This is a genomic window from Streptomyces sp. 6-11-2 (assembly GCF_006540305.1).
Taxonomy (GTDB): Bacteria; Actinomycetota; Actinomycetes; order Streptomycetales; family Streptomycetaceae; genus Streptomyces.
On record NZ_BJOR01000001.1, the window covers coordinates 3,225,834 to 3,245,958 of the forward strand.

Annotated in this window: 17 protein-coding genes, 1 tRNA gene and 3 pseudogenes; 12 read left to right on the forward strand and 9 right to left on the reverse strand. The window is 69.2% G+C overall.

The window, feature by feature from the left end:
* Positions 1 to 127: 127 nt before the first annotated feature.
* A complete protein-coding gene (locus TNCT6_RS13860; protein WP_172632898.1) occupies positions 128 to 466 on the reverse strand; it encodes a WhiB family transcriptional regulator in 339 nt (112 codons plus the stop codon).
* 641 nt (positions 467 to 1,107) lie between these two features.
* Between TNCT6_RS13860 and TNCT6_RS13870 the strand changes: the two genes are divergently transcribed.
* Entirely contained in the window at positions 1,108 to 3,357 is a 2,250-nt protein-coding gene (locus tag TNCT6_RS13870; protein ID WP_141359668.1) for a transglycosylase domain-containing protein, read from the forward strand.
* Between the two features lie 130 nt (positions 3,358 to 3,487).
* On the opposite strand, the gene TNCT6_RS13875 is transcribed toward TNCT6_RS13870, so the two are convergent.
* Positions 3,488 to 3,952, reverse strand: coding sequence for a GatB/YqeY domain-containing protein (locus TNCT6_RS13875; RefSeq protein ID WP_141359669.1), 465 nt, complete (start codon positions 3,950 to 3,952; stop codon positions 3,488 to 3,490).
* A gap of 151 nt (positions 3,953 to 4,103) precedes the next feature.
* On the opposite strand from TNCT6_RS13875, the gene TNCT6_RS13880 reads away from it, so the two are divergent.
* From TNCT6_RS13880 to TNCT6_RS13890, 3 genes are all read left to right on the forward strand, one after another.
* Positions 4,104 to 5,030: a metallophosphoesterase gene (locus TNCT6_RS13880; RefSeq protein ID WP_141359670.1), complete on the forward strand. Its 927-nt coding sequence runs from the start codon at positions 4,104 to 4,106 to the stop codon at positions 5,028 to 5,030.
* Between the two features lie 186 nt (positions 5,031 to 5,216).
* Positions 5,217 to 5,993 (forward strand): Pr6Pr family membrane protein, encoded by a 777-nt coding sequence (locus TNCT6_RS13885; RefSeq protein WP_141359671.1) that lies wholly within the window; start codon positions 5,217 to 5,219, stop codon positions 5,991 to 5,993.
* 33 nt (positions 5,994 to 6,026) lie between these two features.
* Positions 6,027 to 6,100 (forward strand) — tRNA-Pro (locus TNCT6_RS13890).
* 83 nt (positions 6,101 to 6,183) lie between these two features.
* Here the strand turns inward: TNCT6_RS13890 and xerC are convergent.
* From xerC to TNCT6_RS13910, 4 genes and pseudogenes are all read right to left on the reverse strand, one after another.
* A complete protein-coding gene (gene xerC / locus TNCT6_RS13895) occupies positions 6,184 to 7,365 on the reverse strand; it encodes a tyrosine recombinase XerC (RefSeq protein ID WP_141359672.1) in 1,182 nt (393 codons plus the stop codon).
* Between the two features lie 71 nt (positions 7,366 to 7,436).
* The gene (locus TNCT6_RS13900) at positions 7,437 to 7,649 is read right to left on the reverse strand and encodes a helix-turn-helix domain-containing protein (RefSeq protein ID WP_141359673.1); all 213 of its coding nucleotides are present in this window, start codon (positions 7,647 to 7,649) and stop codon (positions 7,437 to 7,439) included.
* A gap of 172 nt (positions 7,650 to 7,821) precedes the next feature.
* Positions 7,822 to 8,502, reverse strand: a pseudogene (locus TNCT6_RS13905) (DUF3631 domain-containing protein); the annotation flags it as partial.
* Positions 8,477 to 8,632 carry a recombinase family protein gene (locus TNCT6_RS13910; RefSeq protein WP_141359674.1) on the reverse strand — a complete coding sequence of 52 codons (156 nt, stop codon included), beginning with the start codon at positions 8,630 to 8,632 and terminating at the stop codon, positions 8,477 to 8,479. The gene TNCT6_RS13910 and the pseudogene TNCT6_RS13905, both read right to left, overlap by 26 nt.
* 327 nt (positions 8,633 to 8,959) lie before the next feature.
* On the opposite strand from TNCT6_RS13910, the gene TNCT6_RS40825 reads away from it, so the two are divergent.
* A complete protein-coding gene (locus TNCT6_RS40825; protein WP_141359675.1) occupies positions 8,960 to 10,318 on the forward strand; it encodes a DUF11 domain-containing protein in 1,359 nt (452 codons plus the stop codon).
* A gap of 288 nt (positions 10,319 to 10,606) precedes the next feature.
* Here TNCT6_RS40825 and TNCT6_RS13920 read toward each other — a convergent pair whose 3' ends face one another.
* The 3 genes from TNCT6_RS13920 to TNCT6_RS13930 form a co-directional block, all read right to left on the reverse strand.
* Positions 10,607 to 10,915 carry a hypothetical protein gene (locus tag TNCT6_RS13920; RefSeq protein ID WP_141359676.1) on the reverse strand — a complete coding sequence of 103 codons (309 nt, stop codon included), beginning with the start codon at positions 10,913 to 10,915 and terminating at the stop codon, positions 10,607 to 10,609.
* A 295-nt stretch (positions 10,916 to 11,210) separates the two neighbouring features.
* Positions 11,211 to 12,098: a prohibitin family protein gene (locus TNCT6_RS13925; protein ID WP_141359677.1), complete on the reverse strand. Its 888-nt coding sequence runs from the start codon at positions 12,096 to 12,098 to the stop codon at positions 11,211 to 11,213.
* Between the two features lie 262 nt (positions 12,099 to 12,360).
* Positions 12,361 to 12,783 carry an ATP-binding protein gene (locus TNCT6_RS13930; protein WP_141359678.1) on the reverse strand — a complete coding sequence of 141 codons (423 nt, stop codon included), beginning with the start codon at positions 12,781 to 12,783 and terminating at the stop codon, positions 12,361 to 12,363.
* A gap of 276 nt (positions 12,784 to 13,059) precedes the next feature.
* Here TNCT6_RS13930 and TNCT6_RS40830 point away from each other — a divergent pair.
* From TNCT6_RS40830 to TNCT6_RS13965, 7 genes and pseudogenes are all read left to right on the forward strand, one after another.
* Positions 13,060 to 13,107, forward strand: a pseudogene (locus tag TNCT6_RS40830) (hypothetical protein); the annotation flags it as partial.
* A 109-nt stretch (positions 13,108 to 13,216) separates the two neighbouring features.
* Positions 13,217 to 13,726 (forward strand): annotated as a pseudogene (locus TNCT6_RS40835) (DUF5753 domain-containing protein); the annotation flags it as partial.
* Between the two features lie 34 nt (positions 13,727 to 13,760).
* Complete coding sequence (locus tag TNCT6_RS40840) at positions 13,761 to 13,979, forward strand: DUF397 domain-containing protein (RefSeq protein WP_141359679.1); 219 nt, start codon at positions 13,761 to 13,763, stop codon at positions 13,977 to 13,979.
* A 272-nt stretch (positions 13,980 to 14,251) separates the two neighbouring features.
* The gene (locus TNCT6_RS13945) at positions 14,252 to 15,160 is read left to right on the forward strand and encodes a hypothetical protein (RefSeq protein ID WP_141359680.1); all 909 of its coding nucleotides are present in this window, start codon (positions 14,252 to 14,254) and stop codon (positions 15,158 to 15,160) included.
* Between the two features lie 1,212 nt (positions 15,161 to 16,372).
* On the forward strand, positions 16,373 to 17,083 hold the full coding sequence (locus TNCT6_RS13950; RefSeq protein WP_141359681.1) for a YeeE/YedE family protein: 711 nt from the start codon (positions 16,373 to 16,375) through the stop codon (positions 17,081 to 17,083).
* Complete coding sequence (locus TNCT6_RS13955) at positions 17,083 to 17,499, forward strand: YeeE/YedE thiosulfate transporter family protein (RefSeq protein ID WP_141359682.1); 417 nt, start codon at positions 17,083 to 17,085, stop codon at positions 17,497 to 17,499. Before TNCT6_RS13950 ends, TNCT6_RS13955 begins: the two co-directional genes overlap by 1 nt.
* 473 nt (positions 17,500 to 17,972) lie before the next feature.
* The gene (locus tag TNCT6_RS13965) at positions 17,973 to 19,787 is read left to right on the forward strand and encodes an ABC transporter ATP-binding protein (RefSeq protein ID WP_253266100.1); all 1,815 of its coding nucleotides are present in this window, start codon (positions 17,973 to 17,975) and stop codon (positions 19,785 to 19,787) included.
* Positions 19,788 to 20,125: the final 338 nt, after the last annotated feature.

The window sequence follows — 20,125 nt, forward strand, 5'->3', positions numbered from 1 at the left end:
CGGGGGCTTCCGCGGTCCCTCCCCGCGGCTGGACAACCGCGGGCACACGGACTCACGAACACACGGACTCACGAACACACGGACGACCGCGGCCCGCCCAGGAAGGACGACGCCTCAGCCCCACCGCTCAGCCGACCGCCGCGTAGTCCTCGTACACCTGGTCGTCGGCGAGGGACACCAGTCCCGCGCCCCGCTCGTACTCCATGCGCGCGGTCTCCAGCAGCCGGCGCCAGGAGGTCACGGTCGGCCGCCGGCGCAGCAGTGCGCGACGCTCACGCTCCGTCATTCCCCCCCAGACGCCGAACTCGACGCGGTTGTCGAGCGCGTCGGCGAGACATTCGGTGCGAACCGGGCATCCGGTGCACACCGCCTTGGCCCTGTTCTGCGCTGCTCCCTGAACGAACAGTTCATCCGGATCGGTAGTGCGACAGGCCGCCTGCGCACTCCAGTCGGTTACCCAGCCCATACCGGCGCCGTCCTCTCCCGAATCGAGGCTCCCCCACGGCGGCAGCGGCATATTCACCGCCGCCAGTTGAGGACGTTACGGAAGGTGGGCACGGCGCAACACCCCCAGCGGGCCCAATCTTGAATGGCCCGAACGGACTATGGGTAAGCGGCAGATCACCCGGGGGAGTGAGCTGGCGACATGCGCGACATTCCCGGCACAGTAGGGCAGTTACGGTGCGCGGCAACGGACACCGGATGACACACAGGGTGAATTCAGGCACGTATCCCACACGCCCCGACCGCGCGCCCCGACATCACCCGGACCACCCGACCAAAAAAGTCGAACGGAGCCGGAACGTTTCGGAGCCGCCGGACGTATGGATACGTGGCCGCACCGCTGTGACAGTCGAGAGCAGCTTAGGCCAAGGCATATACGCGTGTCCGGCGAATGAGAACGTAGACCCCCTCACGTTGCCGTGCCTCACGCGGCACCAGGGGGCCGTGTTCGACAGTTGGGGCGGCGTGCCGCGTCCGGGAGGTCACCGTGCGCATTGCGGTGTCGCCTGCACGAACGCCCCCGGATGTCACGATCCTGCATTCGAACATTCCGAGGAGCCCCGCTCCGTCGGATCGCACATCACTACGGATTAGGCTGCCCCCATGCCAAAGAAGCGCTCGGGCGGTGGTCTGTCGCCAACGCAGCAGGCCGCCAAGTTCCTCGGTGTCAGTGTGCTCGCGGGAGCCGTGATGGCGGGCATCGCACTGCCCGCGGCCGGTGCGCTGGGCCTGGCCGCCAAGGGGTCGGCCACGGGGTTCGACGACATCCCGGCCAATCTCAAGCGTCCGCCGCTCAGTCAGCGGACCACGATCCTGGACAACAAGGGCGGGCAGATCGCCCAGGTCTACTCCCGCGACCGTACGGTGGTCCAGCTGAAGGACATCTCGCCGTACATGCAGAAGGCGCTCGTCGCGATCGAGGACTCGCGCTTCTACGAGCACGGCGCGATCGACCTGAAGGGCGTGCTGCGCGCGCTCAACAAGAACGCGCAGAGCGGCGGGGTCTCCGAGGGCGCCTCCACACTCACCCAGCAGTACGTGAAGAACGTCTTCGTCGAGGAGGCCGGCGACGACCCGACGAAGGTCGCGGAAGCCACCCAGCAGACCATCGGCCGCAAGATCAAGGAACTGAAGTTCGCGATCCAGGTCGAGCAGGACCTGGGCAAGAAGAAGATCCTCGAGAACTACCTGAACATCACGTTCTTCGGCCAGCAGGCCTACGGCGTCGAGGCCGCCTCCCAGCGCTACTTCTCCAAGCACGCCAAGGATCTGACCCTGCCCGAGGCGGCGCTTCTCGCCGGCATCGTCCAGTCCCCGAGCCGCTACGACCCGGTCAACGACGAGGCCGAGGCCACCAAGCGGCGCAACGTCGTCCTGCAGCGCATGGCCAGTGTCGGCGACATCTCGCAGGCGGAGGCCGACAAGGCCAAGAAGGAGCCGCTGGGCCTGAAGGTCACCCAGCCGCGCAACGGCTGCATCACGGCGATCAGGGGCGCGGGCTTCTTCTGCGACTACGTCCGCGAAGTCTTCATGAACGACCCGGTGTTCGGTAAGACCCGGACGGACCGGGCGAAGATCTGGAACCGCGGTGGTCTGACGATCCGCACGACGCTCGACCCTCAGGCGCAGGATTCCCTGGAGAAGTCCGTCCACAACCACGTCAACGCGAGCGACGCCGTGGCCACGGCCGCAACCATCGTCGAGCCCGGCACCGGCAAGATCCTCGCCATGGGCCAGTCCCGTCCGTACGGCTTCGGCAAGAACGAGACCCAGATCAACCTCTCGGTGGACAAGGCCATGGGCGGTGGCGCCGGCTACCAGCCCGGTTCCACGTTCAAGCCGATCGTGGCCGCGGCCGCCATCGAGGGCGGCAAGCCCGCGACTCAGGAGTACTCCTCGCCCTACCGGATGCCGTACCCGAGCCCGATCGCCGCCTGCGACGGCAAGAACTGGGTGAACACGAAGGGCTCCGATCTCACCAACGAGAACGAGACGGAGGTCGGCCCGTACGGCATGAAGGAGGCGACCGCCAAGTCGGTCAACACCTACTACGTGCAGCTGATCAGCGACATCGGCATCTGCCCGGTGAAGAACATGGCCAACAAGATGGGCGTGGCGCGCGCGGACGGCACGCCGATCGAGCAGAACCCGTCGATCGCGCTCGGCACCCAGGAGGTGTCGCCGCTGACCATGGCGAGCGGGTACGCCACGTTCGCCTCCCGCGGCACGTACTGCACCCCGATCGCCATCGAGTCGATCACTCAGACCACCGGCAACCAGAAGAAGTCCCTCGCCGTCCCGAAGTCGACCTGCTCCCGGGCGATGTCGGAGACCACCGCCGACACGATCAACACGCTCCTGAAGGGTGTGGTCGAGGACGGTACGGGCACACAGGCCGGCCTCGGCGACCGTGCCAGCGCGGGCAAGACAGGTACGACGGACTTCCGCTTCGCGGCCTGGTTCGTCGGCTACACGCCGAACATGGCGGGCGCGGTCTGGGTCGGCGACCCGGCGCACCAGCGGCGCATGGTCGACATCACCATCGGCGGCACCCCCTATGCGAAGGTCTTCGGTGGCCAGGTCCCCGGCCCGATCTGGCGCGACATGATGTCGGGTGCGCTGGCGGGCAAGGACGCCCCGTCCTTCAACCTCGTGAACATCCCGGACCCCGTGAAGGAAGAGGACAAGCACAAGGGCAGGGACCGGGGAGACGAGCACGGGAACGGCGGCGACAACGGGGGGAACAACGGCCGTGGCCCCTTCCCGAACCCGTCCATCACCCTCCCGGAGGGCTTCTTCCAGGGCCAGAACGGCGGACCGCGAGGCAACGGCAACGGAGGAGGCCACGGCTGACGGGCAGGTGGCCTGACGGGCGGGCGGCGGGGGCGCCTCCCGCCGCCTCAGTCACAGCGAAGGGGCGCCGGCGGATGGCCGGCGCCCCTTCGTCGTACGTACCCGGGTCCGTCCCCGGGGACCGGCCGGGTCAGCCGGCCAGAAGCTTCTTGACCGCGGCGGCGACACGGCCGCCCTCGGCCTGGCCCGCGACCTGGGGGTTCACGATCTTCATGACCGCGCCCATGGCCCGCGGCCCCTCCGCGCCGGCGGCCTTCGCCTCCTCCACGGCCTGGGCGACGATCCGGTCCAGCTCCTCGTCGGACATCTGCTTGGGCAGGTACGCGGCGAGCAGCTCGCCCTCCGCCTTCTCCCGCTCGGCCGACTCGGGGCGACCACCCTGGGCGAAGGCCTCGGCCGCCTCCCGGCGCTTCTTGGCCTCCTTGGTGATCACCTTGAGGACCTCGTCGTCGGAGAGCTCACGCTTCTCCTTGCCCGCGACCTCCTCCTTGGTGATCGCGGCGAGCGTCAGCCGGAGCGTCGAGGAGCGGAGCTCGTCACGCTCCTTGATCGCGGCGTTGAGGTCATCGTGCAGCTTCGACTTGAGCGTGGTCATGAGTTTGATTGTCGCAGGTACGGCAAGGCTCCCGCGCGCCGATTTACGGAGCCCGGCGGTACGCCGACCCCCGGGCGGGGCCCGCGCGTTGGCGCCGTGGCGGCCCACGGGCGATTTCCGCCGCACGGCATGGGCCTGAGACGATGGACACATGCGCGCGCGATACGGAGTACCCCTGGGCATCACGGCGGTCGCGGCCGCCGGTCTCCTCTACTCGGCGGGGTTCGAAGCCCGCTCCTTCCGCCTGCGGCGGGTGACGGTCCCGGTCCTGCCCTCCGGCATGCGCCCCCTGCGCGTCCTTCAGGTCTCCGACATCCACATGGTCGGCGGCCAGCGCAAGAAGCAGCGCTGGCTGCGCTCGCTCGCCGGGCTGCGCCCCGACTTCGTGATCAACACGGGTGACAACCTGTCCGACCCGGAAGGCGTGCCGGAGGTTCTCGACGCCCTCGGCCCGCTGATGGAGTTCCCGGGGGCGTACGTCTTCGGCTCCAACGACTACTACGGTCCCAAGCTGCGCAACCCCGCCCGCTACCTGCTGGAGAAGACCAGCGGCCGGCACGGCCTGAACGGCAACGCGCCCGCCGTCGGGGTGATCCACAACCCGTGGGAGGACCTGCGGGACGGCTTCGACGCGGCCGGCTGGCTCAACCTGACGAACACGCGCGGCGCCCTGAAGCTCGAGGGCCTCTCGGTGGAGCTGACGGGCCTGGACGACCCCCACATCAAGAGGGACCGCTACGCCAGGGTGGCAGGCGGCCCGTCCGCCGCGGCGGACTTCTCGATGGGCGTGGTGCACGCCCCGTACCTGCGCGTCCTGGACGCCTTCACGGCCGACGACTACCCCCTGGTCCTGGCCGGCCACACCCACGGCGGCCAGCTCTGCATCCCCTTCTACGGCGCCCTGGTCACCAACTGCGACCTGGACACCGACCGGGTGAAGGGCCTGTCCACCCACACCGCCGAGGGCCGCACGTCCTACCTGCACGTCTCCGCCGGCTGCGGCACCAACCGCTACACCCCGGTCCGCTTCGCCTGCCCGCCGGAGGCGACGCTGCTGACGCTGGTGGGGCGGGAGTGACGCGGTAGCGGTACGGGCCCGGGGGCGGCGACGGCGGGCGGCGACGGTTTCTCACCGCACGGCAATCCGTAACCCAAACGGACTACACGAATCGCCCCCTATGTCCACCCTCTCTACCGTGAGGACATGGCCGCCGAGACCCCCGAAACACCCGAAGTGCCGGAGATATCCTCTCCGACGCCTTTCATGCCTCGGGACATACCGGAGCTTCCCGCGATCCCGGGCATCGTCAAGCTGATGCCCCCCTCCTTCGTCCCCCCGACCGCCGTCGTGCCGCCCGCCCGCCGCCTCGGAGCGGCGGCCTACCGTCTCCTCACGGCCGCGGCGATCACGGCCGCGGTGGCCGTGGAACTGCACCTCGGCTCCCCGGCCCGCGTCCTGAGCGTGTTCGCGATCCAGAGCAACATCCTCCTGGCCCTGGTCCTCTTCCTCTCGGCCCGCAGGGCCCGGACGGCCCGCCCGCCCCTGCCGGCCTCGCTGACCGGAGCGACCGTGCTCTACGCCCTGATCACGGCGCTCGTGCACCACGCGCTCCTGGCCCGCACATCGCCGGCGTTCTCGATCACGGGCGAGCCCGGCACCCACCCGCTCTGGCAGAAGGCCGCCAGCGTGATCCTGCTGACGGCCGCCCCCATCGCCGCCCTCCTGGACTGGCTCCTGCTCACCGTGCCCGACCACCTCCACCTGCGCCAGGCCGCACCGTGGCTGCTCTACCCCCTGGCCTACCTGGCCTTCTCCCTCACCCGCGGCGAACTGCTCCCCGCCGACTCCCCCGACCGCTACCTCCACCCCTTCCTGGACGTCTCCCAGCACGGCTACAAGCACGTCCTCGCCAGCGCCCTCCTCCTGGGCCTCGCCTTCTACGCCCTGGCCCTCCTCCTCGTAGCCGTCGACCACACCCGCCCGAACCCGATCCGCCGCCGCGCCAAAACCGGATTTCGCCTCTGGCCACCAGTGGGCTAAAGTAAACGTCGTCGCCGCGACAAGCAGCGACATCGGGGTGTGGCGCAGCTTGGCAGCGCGCTTCGTTCGGGACGAAGAGGTCGTGGGTTCAAATCCCGCCACCCCGACGCTAGTCAGAGGCCCATTCGCATGATCGCGAATGGGCCTCTGTCGTGCTCGGGGGGCCAAACAGGGGGCCAAAGGATTCTGATCAAGCCTCGCGGGCGGTTGCCTCGCGCCGCTGAGCAAAGATCACGTCCATGGCCTCCGCGCCCTGCGTGATGACCGGCCGGAGCTGCTTGCGGTAGACGGCCTCTGTCGTCGCCTGGCTCGTGTGCCCGACTAGCTGCGCGATGCGCTCCAGCGGGATCCCGTGGTCCGAGAGCAGCGAGACGAAGCTGTGCCGCAGCTCGCGCGGCGTCCACTCCGGTTCCAGTCCGGCCCTCTTGACGATGGCCTTGAAGTCACGCCGGACGTTGGCCGCATCGAGCGGCTCACCGGTCCGGGATGTGAAGACGCAACCGGTCGGACTCCACTCCATCCCTCTCGATGCCCGCTCCTGCTTCTGCCACCGCTTGTGCTCCTCGAGGACGTCGACCACCTGCCTCGGCAAGGCGATGGTCCGACGGCTCTTTCTGGTCTTGGTCTCGCCATGCTTGCGCACCGAGCGCCACACGGCGACGTGGGGCGGAATGCCGCCCTGCGTCTCCAGAAAGACGTGATCCCAGGTGAGGGGCCGCGCCTCCTCCGTGCGTACGCCGCTGAGGAGCGAGAGCACCAGGTAGGCGTACAGCCGTGACGGGCGTGCGGACGTGAGCACGGCTTTCGCCTGCTCCAGGTTCAACGCCTTGCTCGGGCGCCCCGGACGCCCTTCCGGCGCGGTAACAAGTAGGGCGACGTTCCGCGCGGCCTTGTCTCTGCGCTGAGCGTGCTCGATGGAACGGCGCAGGATGGCGAGCAGGTCACGCAGGCTCCGCGTCGCGAGGAATTCGGCCCTGCCGTCCAGCCAGTCGTCGACGTCGTCCGCGCTGAGATCCTTCAGCTTGGCCCTGCCGATGAGCGGGAGGAGGTGCTTGTTCGCCATCGCGCGGTTCTTGCCGATGGTGCCCTTCTCGTCGCGTCCTTTGAGCCCGCGTTCCAGCCAGTCGTTTACCGCGTCGGCCACGGTGTAGTTGGCCGGCGTCTTGACGCCCGACTGCACTTCCTTCTTGAGGTCTCGGATCTTCTGGCGGACCTCGGTCTTGGTCTTGCCGTACACCTTCGGCCGACGGCGCTTGCCGTTCGGGGCGTACCCGAGGGACACGGCGCCCACGTAGCGGTTCTTCGCCGCGTCCCAGTAGATCGTGTCGTCACCGTGGCCAGCCCTGCGGGCACGCTTCGGGGTCTCTGTCATGTGGTGTTCTCCAAGCGAGCGGGCCGCGCCCAATGGCGCGGCCCGGTTGATGCGAACGGACGGAGGTGAAGTCAGGCGGCGGCTTCTGCCTCGCGCTTGAGCAGTTCGACGTACTGCGCGATGTACTCGGGCGGGATGAGGCGCCGACGGCCGATACGAACCGTCTGGAGACGCCCAAGACGGATCTCCTCGTAGACCAGCGAGCGACCGATGCCCAAGGCTGTTGCCGCTTCTTCCGGTCGGTACAGAACCCGCTCAGCGGGGGAGGCAAGCGTGATGCTCATCCGGGGGTGCTCCTCGGCTGGTGTCCTGGGGGCCCTTCTCAGAAGTCCGCTACATCCGCTACAGCGCTACATCGCAGGTCAGCGGGGGTGTTTTTGTAGCGGAGGGGAGGCGTGTAGCGGCTACGCATGCGCTACGGGGTGGCGGGCGTAGCCGCTACACGCATCGGTGCCGCTACAGATTCAGGGGCTCTGAGCTGGGCTGTAGCGGTGTAGCGGATGTAGCGGAGTCCTGGGGAGGGGGCGGGCAGTAGCGCGCCCACGCGTCCGCCAGATCCTCCGCGTGGAAGCCCTTGAGGACTCCGCCGGCCGTGCGGATGTTGCGGGACTTGATGGGGGTGTTGTCGGCGGTCATGTACTCGCCGAGCATCCGGGCCAGGCGCCGGTTGTCGAGGGGCTTGCCGTCGAGGTCGGCCCACGGGGCGTCGTCGAGGGCGTTGAGCCGGTCGAGGATGGCGATGGTGGGTAGCTTGTCCACGCCGATCAGGACGTGGTCGCGCAGGTCGGTCAACAGCCGGATTCCGAGGCTGTGTTTGTCGGTGGTCTGCGCGGCCCTGACGAGCTTCACGCACGCTTCGCGGGCGCGCTCGGGCCACTGGCCGCCGACGGCGTCCGCGATGGCCAGCAGCGGTTCCCACACGTCGGCGGGGCGGTCGGTGACCCCGTCGGGCATCTCCGGCCAGGCGCCGAGCACGAAGCCGCGTGCCTGTGCCGCCCATTCGGCGAGCCGGTCACGGAGCTTGTGGCCTTCCGCCTCGTGGATGCGGGCGCGGAAGGGTTCCACGCGTTCGTTGCCCGTGTGTCTGGGGCGAACGCGCCTACGGATCAGTTCACGCTGGAGCTCGGCCAGCCCGGCTCTCCATCGTGGAGGTGTCGATGCCCTGCTCGATGACGTGCAGCCCGAACCCGCGCTCGCGCAGGTCGGCGCCGAAGGTCACCAGATGCAGCACGGAGCGGGAGAGCCGATCGAGCCGGATGACCTCCATAACCGCACCGGACTGAACCGCCTTGACCTGGCGTCAGCCATTCGGGTGGAGCCCGAGCCGCTCGAACCCCGACCCGGATGACACGTCACCAGATCCGAACCTGTCAGGTAATCACGCATTAACAATGAGTGATCGATGGTTGTACCGGCCGCGCTGCCGCACGGCGGAAAGACGCCTCACCTCAGGCCAGGAAGTCAGGAGACACCGGTGATCAGGCATCGCTCCCCGAAGGAACCCCTCTCTGTAGTGGGGGTGAGACGAGGCCAAGCCCGGACGGGCGTCGGCACTCGTGAGAGGTGGCAGGCAGGGGTGGTAGCGGGACTGTGCATGGCGTTGTCCAGCATCGCACCGACCCCCGCAGCCGCCGCACCGGTGCGGGCGCCGGGGACTGATCCGTCGCAGACCTTCGTCTTCACCGGCGCCTCGCAGACCGTGACGGTTCCGGCGGATGCGACGGTGACGATCACCGCGGACGGCGCCGGTGGCGCCGACAACACCGGCACCCCCTGCTCCGTCACGGGGACGGGCGGGTCGGGGGCGCGGGTGGTGACCACCCTCCCGCAGACCACCGCCCCGACAACGTTCACCGTCAACGTCGGCGGGACCGGCGGCAAAGGCTGCAACGGCACCGCGACGGGGGGTGCCGGCGGGTTCAACGGCGGTGGCCCAGGCGGGGGCATCACGGTCAGTGGTTTTCAGGCGGAAGGCCCGGGTGGGGGTGGGGCGTCCAGCGTCAGTACGGGTGGCTCCTTGCTCGTGGTCGCCGGGGGCGGCGGTGCCGCCGGCGGCACCGGACAGGGCTCCATGGGAGGGAACGGAGGCAACGGCGGGACAACGCCGGATGCCACCGGCGGGACCGCAGGAAGCGCCACCGGCCCCGGGGCTTCGCCGGGGCAGGGCGGGGGCGGTGGCAGCACCAGCACCAGCACCGGGGGTCCCCCCGGGGGCGCCGGCTCCGCCCCGCCTTGTACCGCCACCACCGGTGGGCCGGGAGGCGGGTTCTCCGGTACCACAGTCGGTACCGGCGGCACCGGGGGCCGCATCGACGGGGGCTGCGCCGCCCCCACCACCGGGGCCGGCGGGGGCGGTGGAGGTGGGTACTTCGCCGGCGGGGGCGGCGGCAGCGGCGCCGTCAACTTGCGCGGCACCTCGGCGGGCGGGGGCGGAGGCGGTGGGGGCAGCAGCTTCGCGACCCCGTCGGGCACCGGCACGTCCTTTGCGCTGTCCACGATCGGGACGGCGAACAACAACGGCCAAGTGATCATCTCCTACACGCTGCCACCGCCCACCCTGGCCATCACCAAAACCCACACCGGGAAATTCATCCAGGGTAAACAGGCGACCTACACCATCACCGTCAGCAACACCGGACCTGGCCCCACCGACAGCAGCGCCGTCACCGTGCACGACACCCTCCCGCCAGGACTCACCGCCCGCAGCATTACCGGCACCGGATGGAACTGCAGCCGAACCACCCTCACCTGCAACCGCAGCGACCTCCAGGCAGCAAGCAGCAGTTACCCGCCCATCACCCTCAAGGTCAAGATCTCCTGCCACGCAAGACGCCACGTCACGAACACCGCCACCGTCACCGGAGGCGGTGACACCACCACCCACACCGCCACCGACCCCACCACCATCAAACGCAACGAACACTGTCACCACGACGCGCACAACCACAGGTAGATGATCGGTCGCGGCTGAGTACCGCAGCGAAGCGCAAACGGGAGAGTTCCGGTGCCGCAGCTCGCCTGGCAACTGGACCGTGACATCAACGGACGACATCAACGTCCACGCATCTCCCCGGACGTCGGGCTACGTGGACCACCGGCTATTCGCGCCTACGGTCTCGGTCGCGTGGAGGCGAGGGAGCCGTGCACGCGCCTACGGATCAGGGGCGTTGCAGGTTGATCGTAGGCCCCACTGGCCTTCCCAGCGGGGCCTCTTCAGATTGGGTCTACGAGGACACGATCACTAGGCACTCCTCCATGCCGCAAGGAACCGCTCACGGGCCTCGCCTGTGTCGTGCTTCCGGTGGCTGGCGAGCAAGACATGCCAGGCAGTGGTCTCGGCGTCACGCAACCACAAGTTTCCGAAGTACCCGGCGCTGCCAATGACGTCCAAGGCGCCGCCGATCAGTTCGGCGACCCCGTCGCGCTTGTCGTCATCGAGTTCTGCGAGGAAGCTGAGCACCCGACCGGCAATGCCCGCCTCATTCCCCCCGACCAGGTAGTCGAAGAAGGGGCCGCCGGCGTTGGCCGGCACGATGGCCGAGAGCTCCACGGGCGGGGGCCAAACAGGGGGCCAACCGAAGCGGCCGCACCAAGACCGCCTCGGACTGGCATGGACAGTGGCAGACGACGAACCCGCAGGTCAGCACTCCCGAATCCAGGTCGCACGGACTCTTATCGCGTTCGGGACGAAGAGGTCGTGGGTTCAAATCCCGCCACCCCGACACAGGCCAGAGGCCCATTCACGTGATCGTGAATGGGCCTCTGAGCGTTTGTACAGGAACAGGGTTCACCCGGCGTGCTCGTGCGGGCCGAGCACGATGCGCCGGCTCGGCCCGCAAGAGAAATCAGTTCCGGCCGCTGCCGCCCACGATGACCGGGGTGCCGTTGCCCGAGCCGCAGGGCACGGCGTAGACCGGGTTCTCCTTGGCCGCTTCCCTGTACGCGTCGATGCACTGGTTCGTCAGAACCCTGTCGGTCAGGGAGTCGTTGAGGATCTTGTTGGCGCGGGCGATGCCCTCGGCCTCGATCTTGCGGCGCTTGGCCTCCTCTTCCGCCGTGCGGGTTGCCTCAGTGGCCCGCTCGGTGGCCTCCTTCTGCTGGATCTTGCGGTCGATCTGCTTCTGGAGGGCGTCCGAAGGCCTGACGTTGCGCAGGTTCACGGCGGTGATGTCGATACCGCGGGGCGCGAGTCGCTCCTTGATCAACTTGTCGATCTCCGCATTGATCTTTTCTCGGGCCGAGGCGTACCCCTGCTCGCTGGTGTAGCGGGCGAAGACGTTCCGGACGATCTCGCGGCTGTCCGGGAAGACCAGTCGCTGCTGAATGGCGTCCTCGCTCCCTGCAAGCCGGTACAGCTCCCCCGCCTTGTTCGGTATGACCGCCCACTTCACGGTCACCTCCGCGTACATCACACCCCCCTGGGAGGACCGCACCTCGACGACGTCCTTGTCGGAGAGGTTGAGGTCGACCGGACGGGTCGAGAAGGGCGTGACATCGGTGAACGGCGCCTTCAGATGCATCCCGGACGTCATCGGCGCACCCACTCTGCCGAACGTCACCGGCACGCCGACCTCGTAGGCGCTGACGACGTACACAGTGCTGGCGATGCCACAGAGCACGCTGCCGAGCAGCGCGGCGCCGGCACCCAGCCGAAGCCGGAGCGAGTCTTGGGCACGGGCGACGAAGTACATCACCACGGCGGCGAGAACAAGAAGGCATGACAGTACGAGCACGGTGACTCCCCCCTGAGAGACCATGAGCGGTACCCCCCGGCACCGCTCGCCCATGGAGAATATGGCATCCGAAGTGCGGCAAGATCAGCGGGCGTTCGCACGCGGCCGCCGCCCGCCCCCGCCAACACGGGAAGGCCCGCCTGCCGGCGAATGCAGGGTGAGCGGCTTGCGACCGAGCCGGTCGACCCGGTGTCTCCAGGGTCTGCACGGACCCCAGTTCAGGGGGCCGAACGCTGCCGATGTCGGTGATCCGTAGCCGAAGCTAGCAACCGCACGACACCTCCGCCCAGACCGTCTTGCCCACGGGGTCCCTCGGTGTCCAGCCCCAGCGCACGGCCAGGGCGTCCACCAGGAGCAGACCGCGCCCCGACTCCCCGTCGGGGTGGGCCGAAGGGGCGGTCACCGGTGGGCGTTTGGCCGAGGCGGCGTCCGCCACTTCGACGCGGATCACGTCGGTCTTCGTGTCGAGGGCGAGACTCAGGGCGAAGCCGTGGCCGGGGACCCGGCCGTGTCGCACGGCGTTCGCCGCGAGTTCGCCGACGACGAGCGCGATCGTGCGCGACGCGTCCGACGCCGGCGGGTACCCCCACTCCTCCATGCGCCGCACGGCAAGTCGCCGGGCCACCCTCGCGCCCCGGGGCGTGGAGGCGAACTGCGCGGTGAAGTGGCGGTAGTCGGGCGCCACGCCCTCTCCCCGGTGGGGTCGTTCCTGTCAGCACGGCCTGTCTGCCTTCCCGCCAAGTGCACGAGTCATTACGTTCCGTGCTCAAGAGTCGTCCGGCGGCCCTACGCTCGAAAGGTGGCGCAGCCTTACCTTTCACCTCGTAAGGAACGGAAGTAACGCCTTGGCCAACGGAATTGACTCCAGTACGTCCATGGCTGCGCTGTTCGGTTCACGGGTACGCAGACTCCGTAGGCGGCCGGACTGACCCAGGCCGAACTCGGCGCCAGGACACATGTGGTGAGCTCCCGGATCACGCAGATCGAGCGCGCGTCGGGGGCGAAACCGACGCTGCGGCTGGCCCGCGCGCTCGACGCCGCACTCGGGGCGGACAACCTGTTGGTCGAGCTGTGGCCGTACGTGTATCGGGAGGTTTCCGGACTGGTCGCGGGCGTTCATGACGCACTCGGAGCGGGCGGTGTCCATCAGGGAGTACGCGGCCCACGTGGTGCCCGGCTTGTTGCAGACCGAGACGTACGCGCGAGCGGTGCTGAGCGTCGGCCGGACGCTGAACAATCAGGAACAGCTGGAAGAGCGGATCACCGCCCGCCTGGAACGGCAGGAACGCCTCAGCGCTCCCGGTCGGCCTGAGATGTGGGTCATCCTCGACGAAGCGGTACTGAGGCGTCCCGTCGGTGGCCAGACCGTCATGCGCGAGCAGTTGGAGCGACTGCTTGAGGTCGCATCGGAATCCCATGTCACCGTGCAGGTATTGCCGTTCGACCAAGGCGAGCACGATGCGATGGGCGGCTCACTGACGGTACTGACCATGCCGGACGAGTCCGAAGTCGCCTACACCGAAGGCGCGCACTACGGCCAGCTCATCGAGGATTCGGCCGAGGTCAGGAGTTTCACGCTGACCTACGATCGGCTACGGGCAGCAGCTCTGCCCCCGCTCATGTCGCTCGACATGATCCGATCCGTGATGGAGGGCAACCACCGTGGAGCGAAGGTCCCGTCCCGATCTGAACGGCGCCGCGTGGCGCAAGAGCAGCTACAGCAATCAGGAGGGCGGCAACTGCGTGGAGGTGGCGGACAGGTTCCCCGGCGCCGTGCCCGTCCGTGACAGCAAGGTCCCGCACGGTCCCGCTCTGACCTTCGAGGCCGGCTCCTGGGCAGCCTTCATAGGCCAGTTGAAGGCCGGCCGTCACCGCGTCTGAGCCGACCGGGCCCTGGTCGGTGGCCGTCTTCCGGGTCCGCCGGATCCTTGTCCGCGAGGGTCCGGTGGGCCGCTGACCTCCTTGAAGAACCAGGGAAAGAACTACCCGCCCACCCACCCTCCCGGCCCACGTCACCCGTCCGGGTGGCCAGCTTGCGAGGGCGGGATACGGACGGTTACGTTCGCCGCAACAACCGCACACAGACGACGGCCCCCGGCCGGGACGGCAATCCCGATCGAGGGCCTGACCGATCAGGAAGTGAACCCTTCCCGATGGCTGATCCGCAGTCTAACGCGCGCCTGCGCGCCGACGCCGGTACTCCGACCTCCGGTGTGATCCACGTCCGCACCCGGCTCACCGCCGACTTCACTGTCATCTCCAACGCCCTCGTGCAGCAACGCGGCAGCGCGGTCACGATCGGCGTGGCGGTCTACATCCTCTCCCTGCCCGACGGCTCACCCGTGACCATCGCCGCCCTGTGCGAGCACTTCACCGAGGGCGAGATCCTGATCTCGCGGGCCTTGCGGGAGCTTGAGCGGCTCGGCTACCTGGAGCGCCGCCGCGAGCGCGGACCCGGTGGTCACGTCCGTACGCGGACGTACTTCTACGACGTTCCGTGCGGCGGTCCGGACGGTGGCCCGGACGGTCAGCCGCCCCAGCCGCCGAAGCCCCGTCACCCCCGGACGCAGGCCCCCGTGGCGGAGACCGAAGCCGCGCCCGCTTCCGCGGCCACGGAAACCACGGCGTCCCCCGCACCCGCACGGGCCAGGACGGAGCCCCAGCACCAGCCCCGGCTCGCCGACGCCGACCCGCAGGCAGTCGCCGTACTCACCGCACTGCGCCGGGCCGATCCGCGCCTGGTCCTGTCCGAGCAGGAAGCCGCCCGCCTGGCACCGGCCGTTGCCCAGTGGCTCGCGGCGGGCGTCGGGGCGCGCCAGATCATCGAACTGCTGACCACACGGCTGCCCGACCGCTTCCTCACTCGTCCCGCAGGCATCCTCGCCTTCCGCCTGCGGGAGACCCCTCTGCCGGCCCCGCCCCCGCTCACGCCGCCCGCGGAGCGTCTCCCGGCCGTCCTGCCCTTCCAGACCTGTGACGGCTGCGAGCGGGTGTTCCGCGCACCGGAGCCCGGACGCTGCCGGGACTGCCGACCCGCGAACCGCCTCCGCGCGGCCGGCTGAAACCGGGCAGTCACGAGCCACGGTGGCGGGCCTGCGGGAGTGGCAGCTGTTCATCAAGTGGCGCGGGAGGGAATTGGTGTCCATGGGGCACGGGTTCGGTCCGCGTATCCGTGTTCAGTTGGGTGATCTCCTGTGGTGGCGCGGGAGAATTCGATGGTCGGGAAAGTGCCGCGGGTGTCGAATTCTCCCGTCCGGGGCTTCGGCCGGATTCAGGTGAACGGTTCGGAAGGGTACGCATTCAGTAAGCGGTGATGATCTCCGTGTTGCCGCACGGCGGGCTGATCTGCAATATTCACGCTCTCGCCACAACCCGGTCGAACATTCGCACCCTCTCCACAAACCACCGACTCAGGCCCGTACTGGACGGGATCATGAGACCTAATCGCGATCAAAGGCCCCGCTGTCGGCCGGCAAATATCCGGACATCAGGGGTAGGCGAACAGATCTTTCACGTGGCGCAGCTCACTGAGCAATGTCAAGTGGTTCGACCGGAAAACTCGATCGGGTTGCCCGGGGCACCGGGAAAGTGGTTCCATCACGGCTGAACGCGGTGACTGGCAGTCACAATACGGCTCTGTGCCGATATTCCCCCGACGTATTGAGATCGTCGAGCGGGCGCGGCAAGGACAAGAACCAGGAAACGGCGACCGCCCCCTTGTGAACGGACGGTGCGCGCCGGTCAGGAGGGAGCAACGTGGGTTGCTCGCACGCCGTGGGATGCCCGCTTTTCCCCCTGCTCAGGGCGAGCTTGCAGGGTTGGCGCGACTACTACTGCGACAGTGCGGACCAGTGGCACGACTGTGCCCGCTACCAGTTGTCGCTCACCGGCGAGCGCGTGCCGATCAGCCTGCTGCCCAACGGAGCGATCGCGCGGCACCTCGAAGGCACGTCCGGTGCCAACCGGTCCAGCGCGACCAACCCCACGCAGGCACCCCGTCAGGCTCCGCAGCCGCAGCCCGACGCGTGGTCCCGTCCGGTACCCGCCGGACCGCCTGAGCCGGCGTCACCTGGTCCCGAACAACTGGAGAGCACGGCCTGGTTCGGTGCGGCGCCGCCCCCGGCACCGCACCCGGCACCGGTCCCGTCTCACCAACCGTCACCTCACACACCGACTCCCCACTCCTCGCACCGCCCCGCTCGGCACACGGCGCAGGCGCCCGGCGCGAAGCGCGGTTTGCTGGGTCGGATCGCCGACTGGATGAGAGGTCCGGCATGAACTACTGGCCCTGGTGGGCGGGCGCGGTCGGCCTCGCTCTGGTCACCGTCAACTACACCCTCACCACCGATCGTTCCTTCGGGGTGTCGTCGGCCTGGGACCGTGTGCTGCACTGGCGCAGCGAACGCCGTCTCGAGCAGATGGACGACGAGTTCGCCGACGATCAGGCACTCGCCGAAGCGCTCGCCGCGGCCACCGCCGAGCACTTCGGAACCCTGCCCGGAGCACCGGCCTCGTACGCGGAGTCCCAGTCCCCGTACGCGAGCCCTCAGGCCTCGCACGCGGACCCGTACGCCCCGTACACGCCGCCGGTGCCGCAGCCGCCGGCGCCGGACGTCGAACCCGCGGCGGCAGAGGGTTCCTCGGTCACGAGTCAGCGCCCCGCCCCGCTGTTCACCCAGGCCGCCCTGCTGGTGTCGATCTTCGTGGGCGGGCTGATCGCCTCGCTCGCGTCCGGGCGGTTCGAGCTCCGCTACGACATGGGTCCGGGCTTCCGGGACCTGGTCACCGGCGATCCGATCACCATGGTCGTCCTGCTGTTCCTGGGCGGCGTGCTGGTCGGCTTCGGCACCCGGCTGGCCGGCGGGTGCAGCTCCGGCCACGGACTGAACGGCTGCGGCCGGCTGCGCCCGGTCAGCATCGTCGCGACCGCCGTGTTCTTCGGCACCGCCGTCGGGGTGTCGTTCCTCCTGTGGAAGGTGATCTGATGCGTACCCGGGGCGCGATTCTGCTGGCCAACATCATCACCGGGCTGGCCCTCGGCTTCACCGTCTCCAACATCGGCTTCGGCGACTACGCCGAGCTGAACCGCATGTTCACCTTCCAGGACCTGCGGATGTTCCTGTCCTTCGCGGGCGCCGTCGTGATCATCATGCTCGCGTTCGCCCTGCTGCGGGTGCGCCGGACCCCCGGGCGCATCCACGCAGGTGTGGTCCCCGGCGCGGTGCTGTTCGGCACGGGGTGGGCGATCTCCGGCGGCTGCCCGGCGATCCCGATCACCCAGGTCGCCTCCGGCTACCTGCCCGCCCTGGTGACCATCGCCGGCGTCGCCGTCGGCATCTGGCTGTGCCGCTGGGCCAACGCCCGGTTCTTCCACCTGGACCGCGGCTCCTGCGGGCTGTAACCAGGTCGACCGGCCTGTGCTCATGTCCTGACGCACCGCGCACCGCGAGGTCCCGCCGTCACGAACGGCGGGACCTCGCGCGGTCTCCGGCAGAGATGTTTGCTCCGTTTTGACCTAAATCGCCATCCGATTCCCGCTCCCGGACGTAACCACTGGGAGACAAGTTCCAGCAGGAGGAATTATGGCGATCTTCAACGCACTCTTCCCCACGCTGAACCGGGACTACGGTGAACGCGGCGGTGGCGGCGGACGCGGCGGACGCGGCGGTCGCGGCGGACGCGGCGGACGCGGCGGCGGCTACGGACGCGGTGGCGGCTACGGACGTGGCGGAGGCTACGGACGCGGTGGCGGCTACGGACGTGGCGGAGGCTACGGACGCGGTGGGCGCTACTAACAGCGACACGGAGCGGAGCGGACCGGTGCCCGAAGGAGCCGGTCCGCTCCGTCGGCATGTCCTGAGGCGTCTACTGTCCGTGGGCACGGACGCCGACGACGTGGTGGCTGCCGCCCCGCCGCTGCCGCCGCGCGAGATCTTCCGGCGTTTCTGGCCCTACACCAGCGGGCGCCGACGCTGGCTTCTGCCGCTCGTCCTGCTCAGTCTGACGGGGCCCGTCATCGACGCGGCCGAACTGTGGCTCTTCAAGGTCATGGTGGACGAGGTACTCGTCCCGCGGGACCTCCACCCCTTCGTCTGGATCGCGCCGACGTACGTCGGACTCATCGTCATCGGCGGCATCCTGGGCTTCGCCGACGAAGTGACCTCCGCGTACGTCAGTGAACGCTTCCTGCTCGCCCTGCGCTCCGACGTCTTCCGGCACCTCCAGGGGCTGTCGCTCAGGTTCTTCGAACGGCGGCGACTGGGGGACGTGCTGTCGCGGATCACGGGGGACGTGGACGCCGTCGAAACGTTCCTGCTCTCGGGTGTGGTGGACGTGCTCTACGACGTGGTCCGGCTGGGCATCTTCCTCGGCCTGCTCTTCTACCTGAGCTGGGACCTCACGCTCATCGCGATCTTCATCGTGCCGCTGTTCCTGGGCGCCGCCGTCCACTTCTCCCGGCTGATCAAGCAGGCGTCGCGCGAGCGCAGGCGCCGCAGCGGCTCGCTCAGCGCGGTCGCCGAGGAGTCGCTGGGCAACATGACCCTGGTGCAGGCGTACAACCGGCAGGACTGGGAGCAGCGCCGCTTCGAGCGGGAGAACCTGGGCCGTTTCCACGCCGCGATGGCCTCGACGCGGATCGGGGCGGTCTACGAGCCGCTCGTGGAGCTCATCGAGGTGTGCGGCGGCGTCGCCGTCATGGCGCTCGGCACCTGGCAGCTCGCGCAGGGGCACCTCACACTGGGCGGGCTGCTGGTCTTCCTGGCGCTGATCGGCAAGCTCTACAGCCCGGTCCGTGACCTGTCCCATCTCGGCGCCACCTTCTACTCCGCCTCCGCCTCCGCCGAACGCATAGCGGAGCTGTTCGACCAGCGGTCCGAGGTCCAGGAGGCCGCGGATCCCCGGCGGATCGGCCGGGCGCGCGGCGAGGTCGAGTTCGACGGCGTGTCCTTCCGCTATCCGGACACGTCCCGCTGGGCGCTGTCCGACGTGTCGTTCCACGTCCACCCCGGCGAGACCCTGGCCCTGGTCGGAGTGAGCGGGGCCGGGAAGTCCACGGTGGCCAAGCTGCAACTGCGGTTCTACGACCCCGACCGGGGCACTGTCCGCCTCGACGGCACCGATCTGCGGGAACTGGCCCTGTCCGACGTGCGCGACAACGTCGCGGTGGTGCTCCAGGAGACGCTCGTCCTGCACGGCACGGTGCGGGAGAACATCGCCTACGGCCGGCCCGACGCGACCGACGCCGAGATCGTGGAGGCGGCCCGCGCCGCGGACGCCGACGAGTTCATCCGGCTGCTCCCGGAGGGTTACGACACCGTGGTCGGCCAGCGCGGCCAGGCACTGTCCGGCGGACAGCGCCAGCGGCTGGCCATCGCCCGCGCGATGATCAGGGACGCGCCGGTACTTCTCCTGGACGAGCCCACTACCGGCCTGGACATGCAGTCGAGCCGCCGGATCATGGACCCGCTGCGCCGACTCATGGCCGGCCGGACGACCGTCGTCATCTCCCACAATCTGCTCACGGTCCGTGACGCCACCCGGATCGTGGTGCTCGATCACGGCCGGGTCACCGAGTCCGGGACCCACGACGAGCTGTTCGTGCGCGGCGGCACGTACGCCCGGCTGCACCGGCTGCACAGCATGGCCTCGTCCACCGGGCCCCCGTCGCAGGGCACGGTGCTGTCATGACCGCCGTCACGCAGACGGCCGTGGAGCCGCTGCCCGCGGGCATCCGTCCGGTCCCCGGCTACCGGATCCTCGGGCACCCGGCCCGCACGGGCCGGCTCGACCTGTAGGGCTCCTGGAGCGAGGAACGGGCCTGCCGGTGCGTCATCAAGGTGCCGCGCCCCGACCTCCGGTGTCCGCGGAGGGCGGATGCCGCCCGCCGGTCGCGGCGCGCCCGCGCCTGCCGCGCGCGCTCGCCGAGGTCGTCGGCGGCTGGCTGAGCCGGGATCCGGCGGACCGGCCCACACTCCCCCCGAACCGGTCACGGCTCCGAGCACAGTGCTTCCAGCCCCGGCCCGCCG

Bases quoted from the DNA above. Each gene is read 5' to 3' on its own strand.
- xerC (WP_141359672.1), bottom strand. From the start codon at position 7,365: ATGACAGAGACCCCGAAGCGTGCCCGCAGGGCTGGCCACGGTGACGAC.
- TNCT6_RS13885 (WP_141359671.1), top strand. From the start codon at position 5,217: ATGCCTCGGGACATACCGGAGCTTCCCGCGATCCCGGGCATCGTCAAG.
- TNCT6_RS13955 (WP_141359682.1), top strand. From the start codon at position 17,083: ATGCGTACCCGGGGCGCGATTCTGCTGGCCAACATCATCACCGGGCTG.
- TNCT6_RS13900 (WP_141359673.1), bottom strand. From the start codon at position 7,649: ATGAGCATCACGCTTGCCTCCCCCGCTGAGCGGGTTCTGTACCGACCG.
- TNCT6_RS13950 (WP_141359681.1), top strand. From the start codon at position 16,373: ATGAACTACTGGCCCTGGTGGGCGGGCGCGGTCGGCCTCGCTCTGGTC.
- TNCT6_RS13875 (WP_141359669.1), bottom strand. From the start codon at position 3,952: ATGACCACGCTCAAGTCGAAGCTGCACGATGACCTCAACGCCGCGATC.
- TNCT6_RS13860 (WP_172632898.1), bottom strand. From the start codon at position 466: ATGGGCTGGGTAACCGACTGGAGTGCGCAGGCGGCCTGTCGCACTACC.
- TNCT6_RS40825 (WP_141359675.1), top strand. From the start codon at position 8,960: ATGGCGTTGTCCAGCATCGCACCGACCCCCGCAGCCGCCGCACCGGTG.
- TNCT6_RS13880 (WP_141359670.1), top strand. From the start codon at position 4,104: ATGCGCGCGCGATACGGAGTACCCCTGGGCATCACGGCGGTCGCGGCC.
- TNCT6_RS13910 (WP_141359674.1), bottom strand. From the start codon at position 8,632: ATGGAGGTCATCCGGCTCGATCGGCTCTCCCGCTCCGTGCTGCATCTG.
- TNCT6_RS13945 (WP_141359680.1), top strand. From the start codon at position 14,252: ATGGCTGATCCGCAGTCTAACGCGCGCCTGCGCGCCGACGCCGGTACT.
- TNCT6_RS13870 (WP_141359668.1), top strand. From the start codon at position 1,108: ATGCCAAAGAAGCGCTCGGGCGGTGGTCTGTCGCCAACGCAGCAGGCC.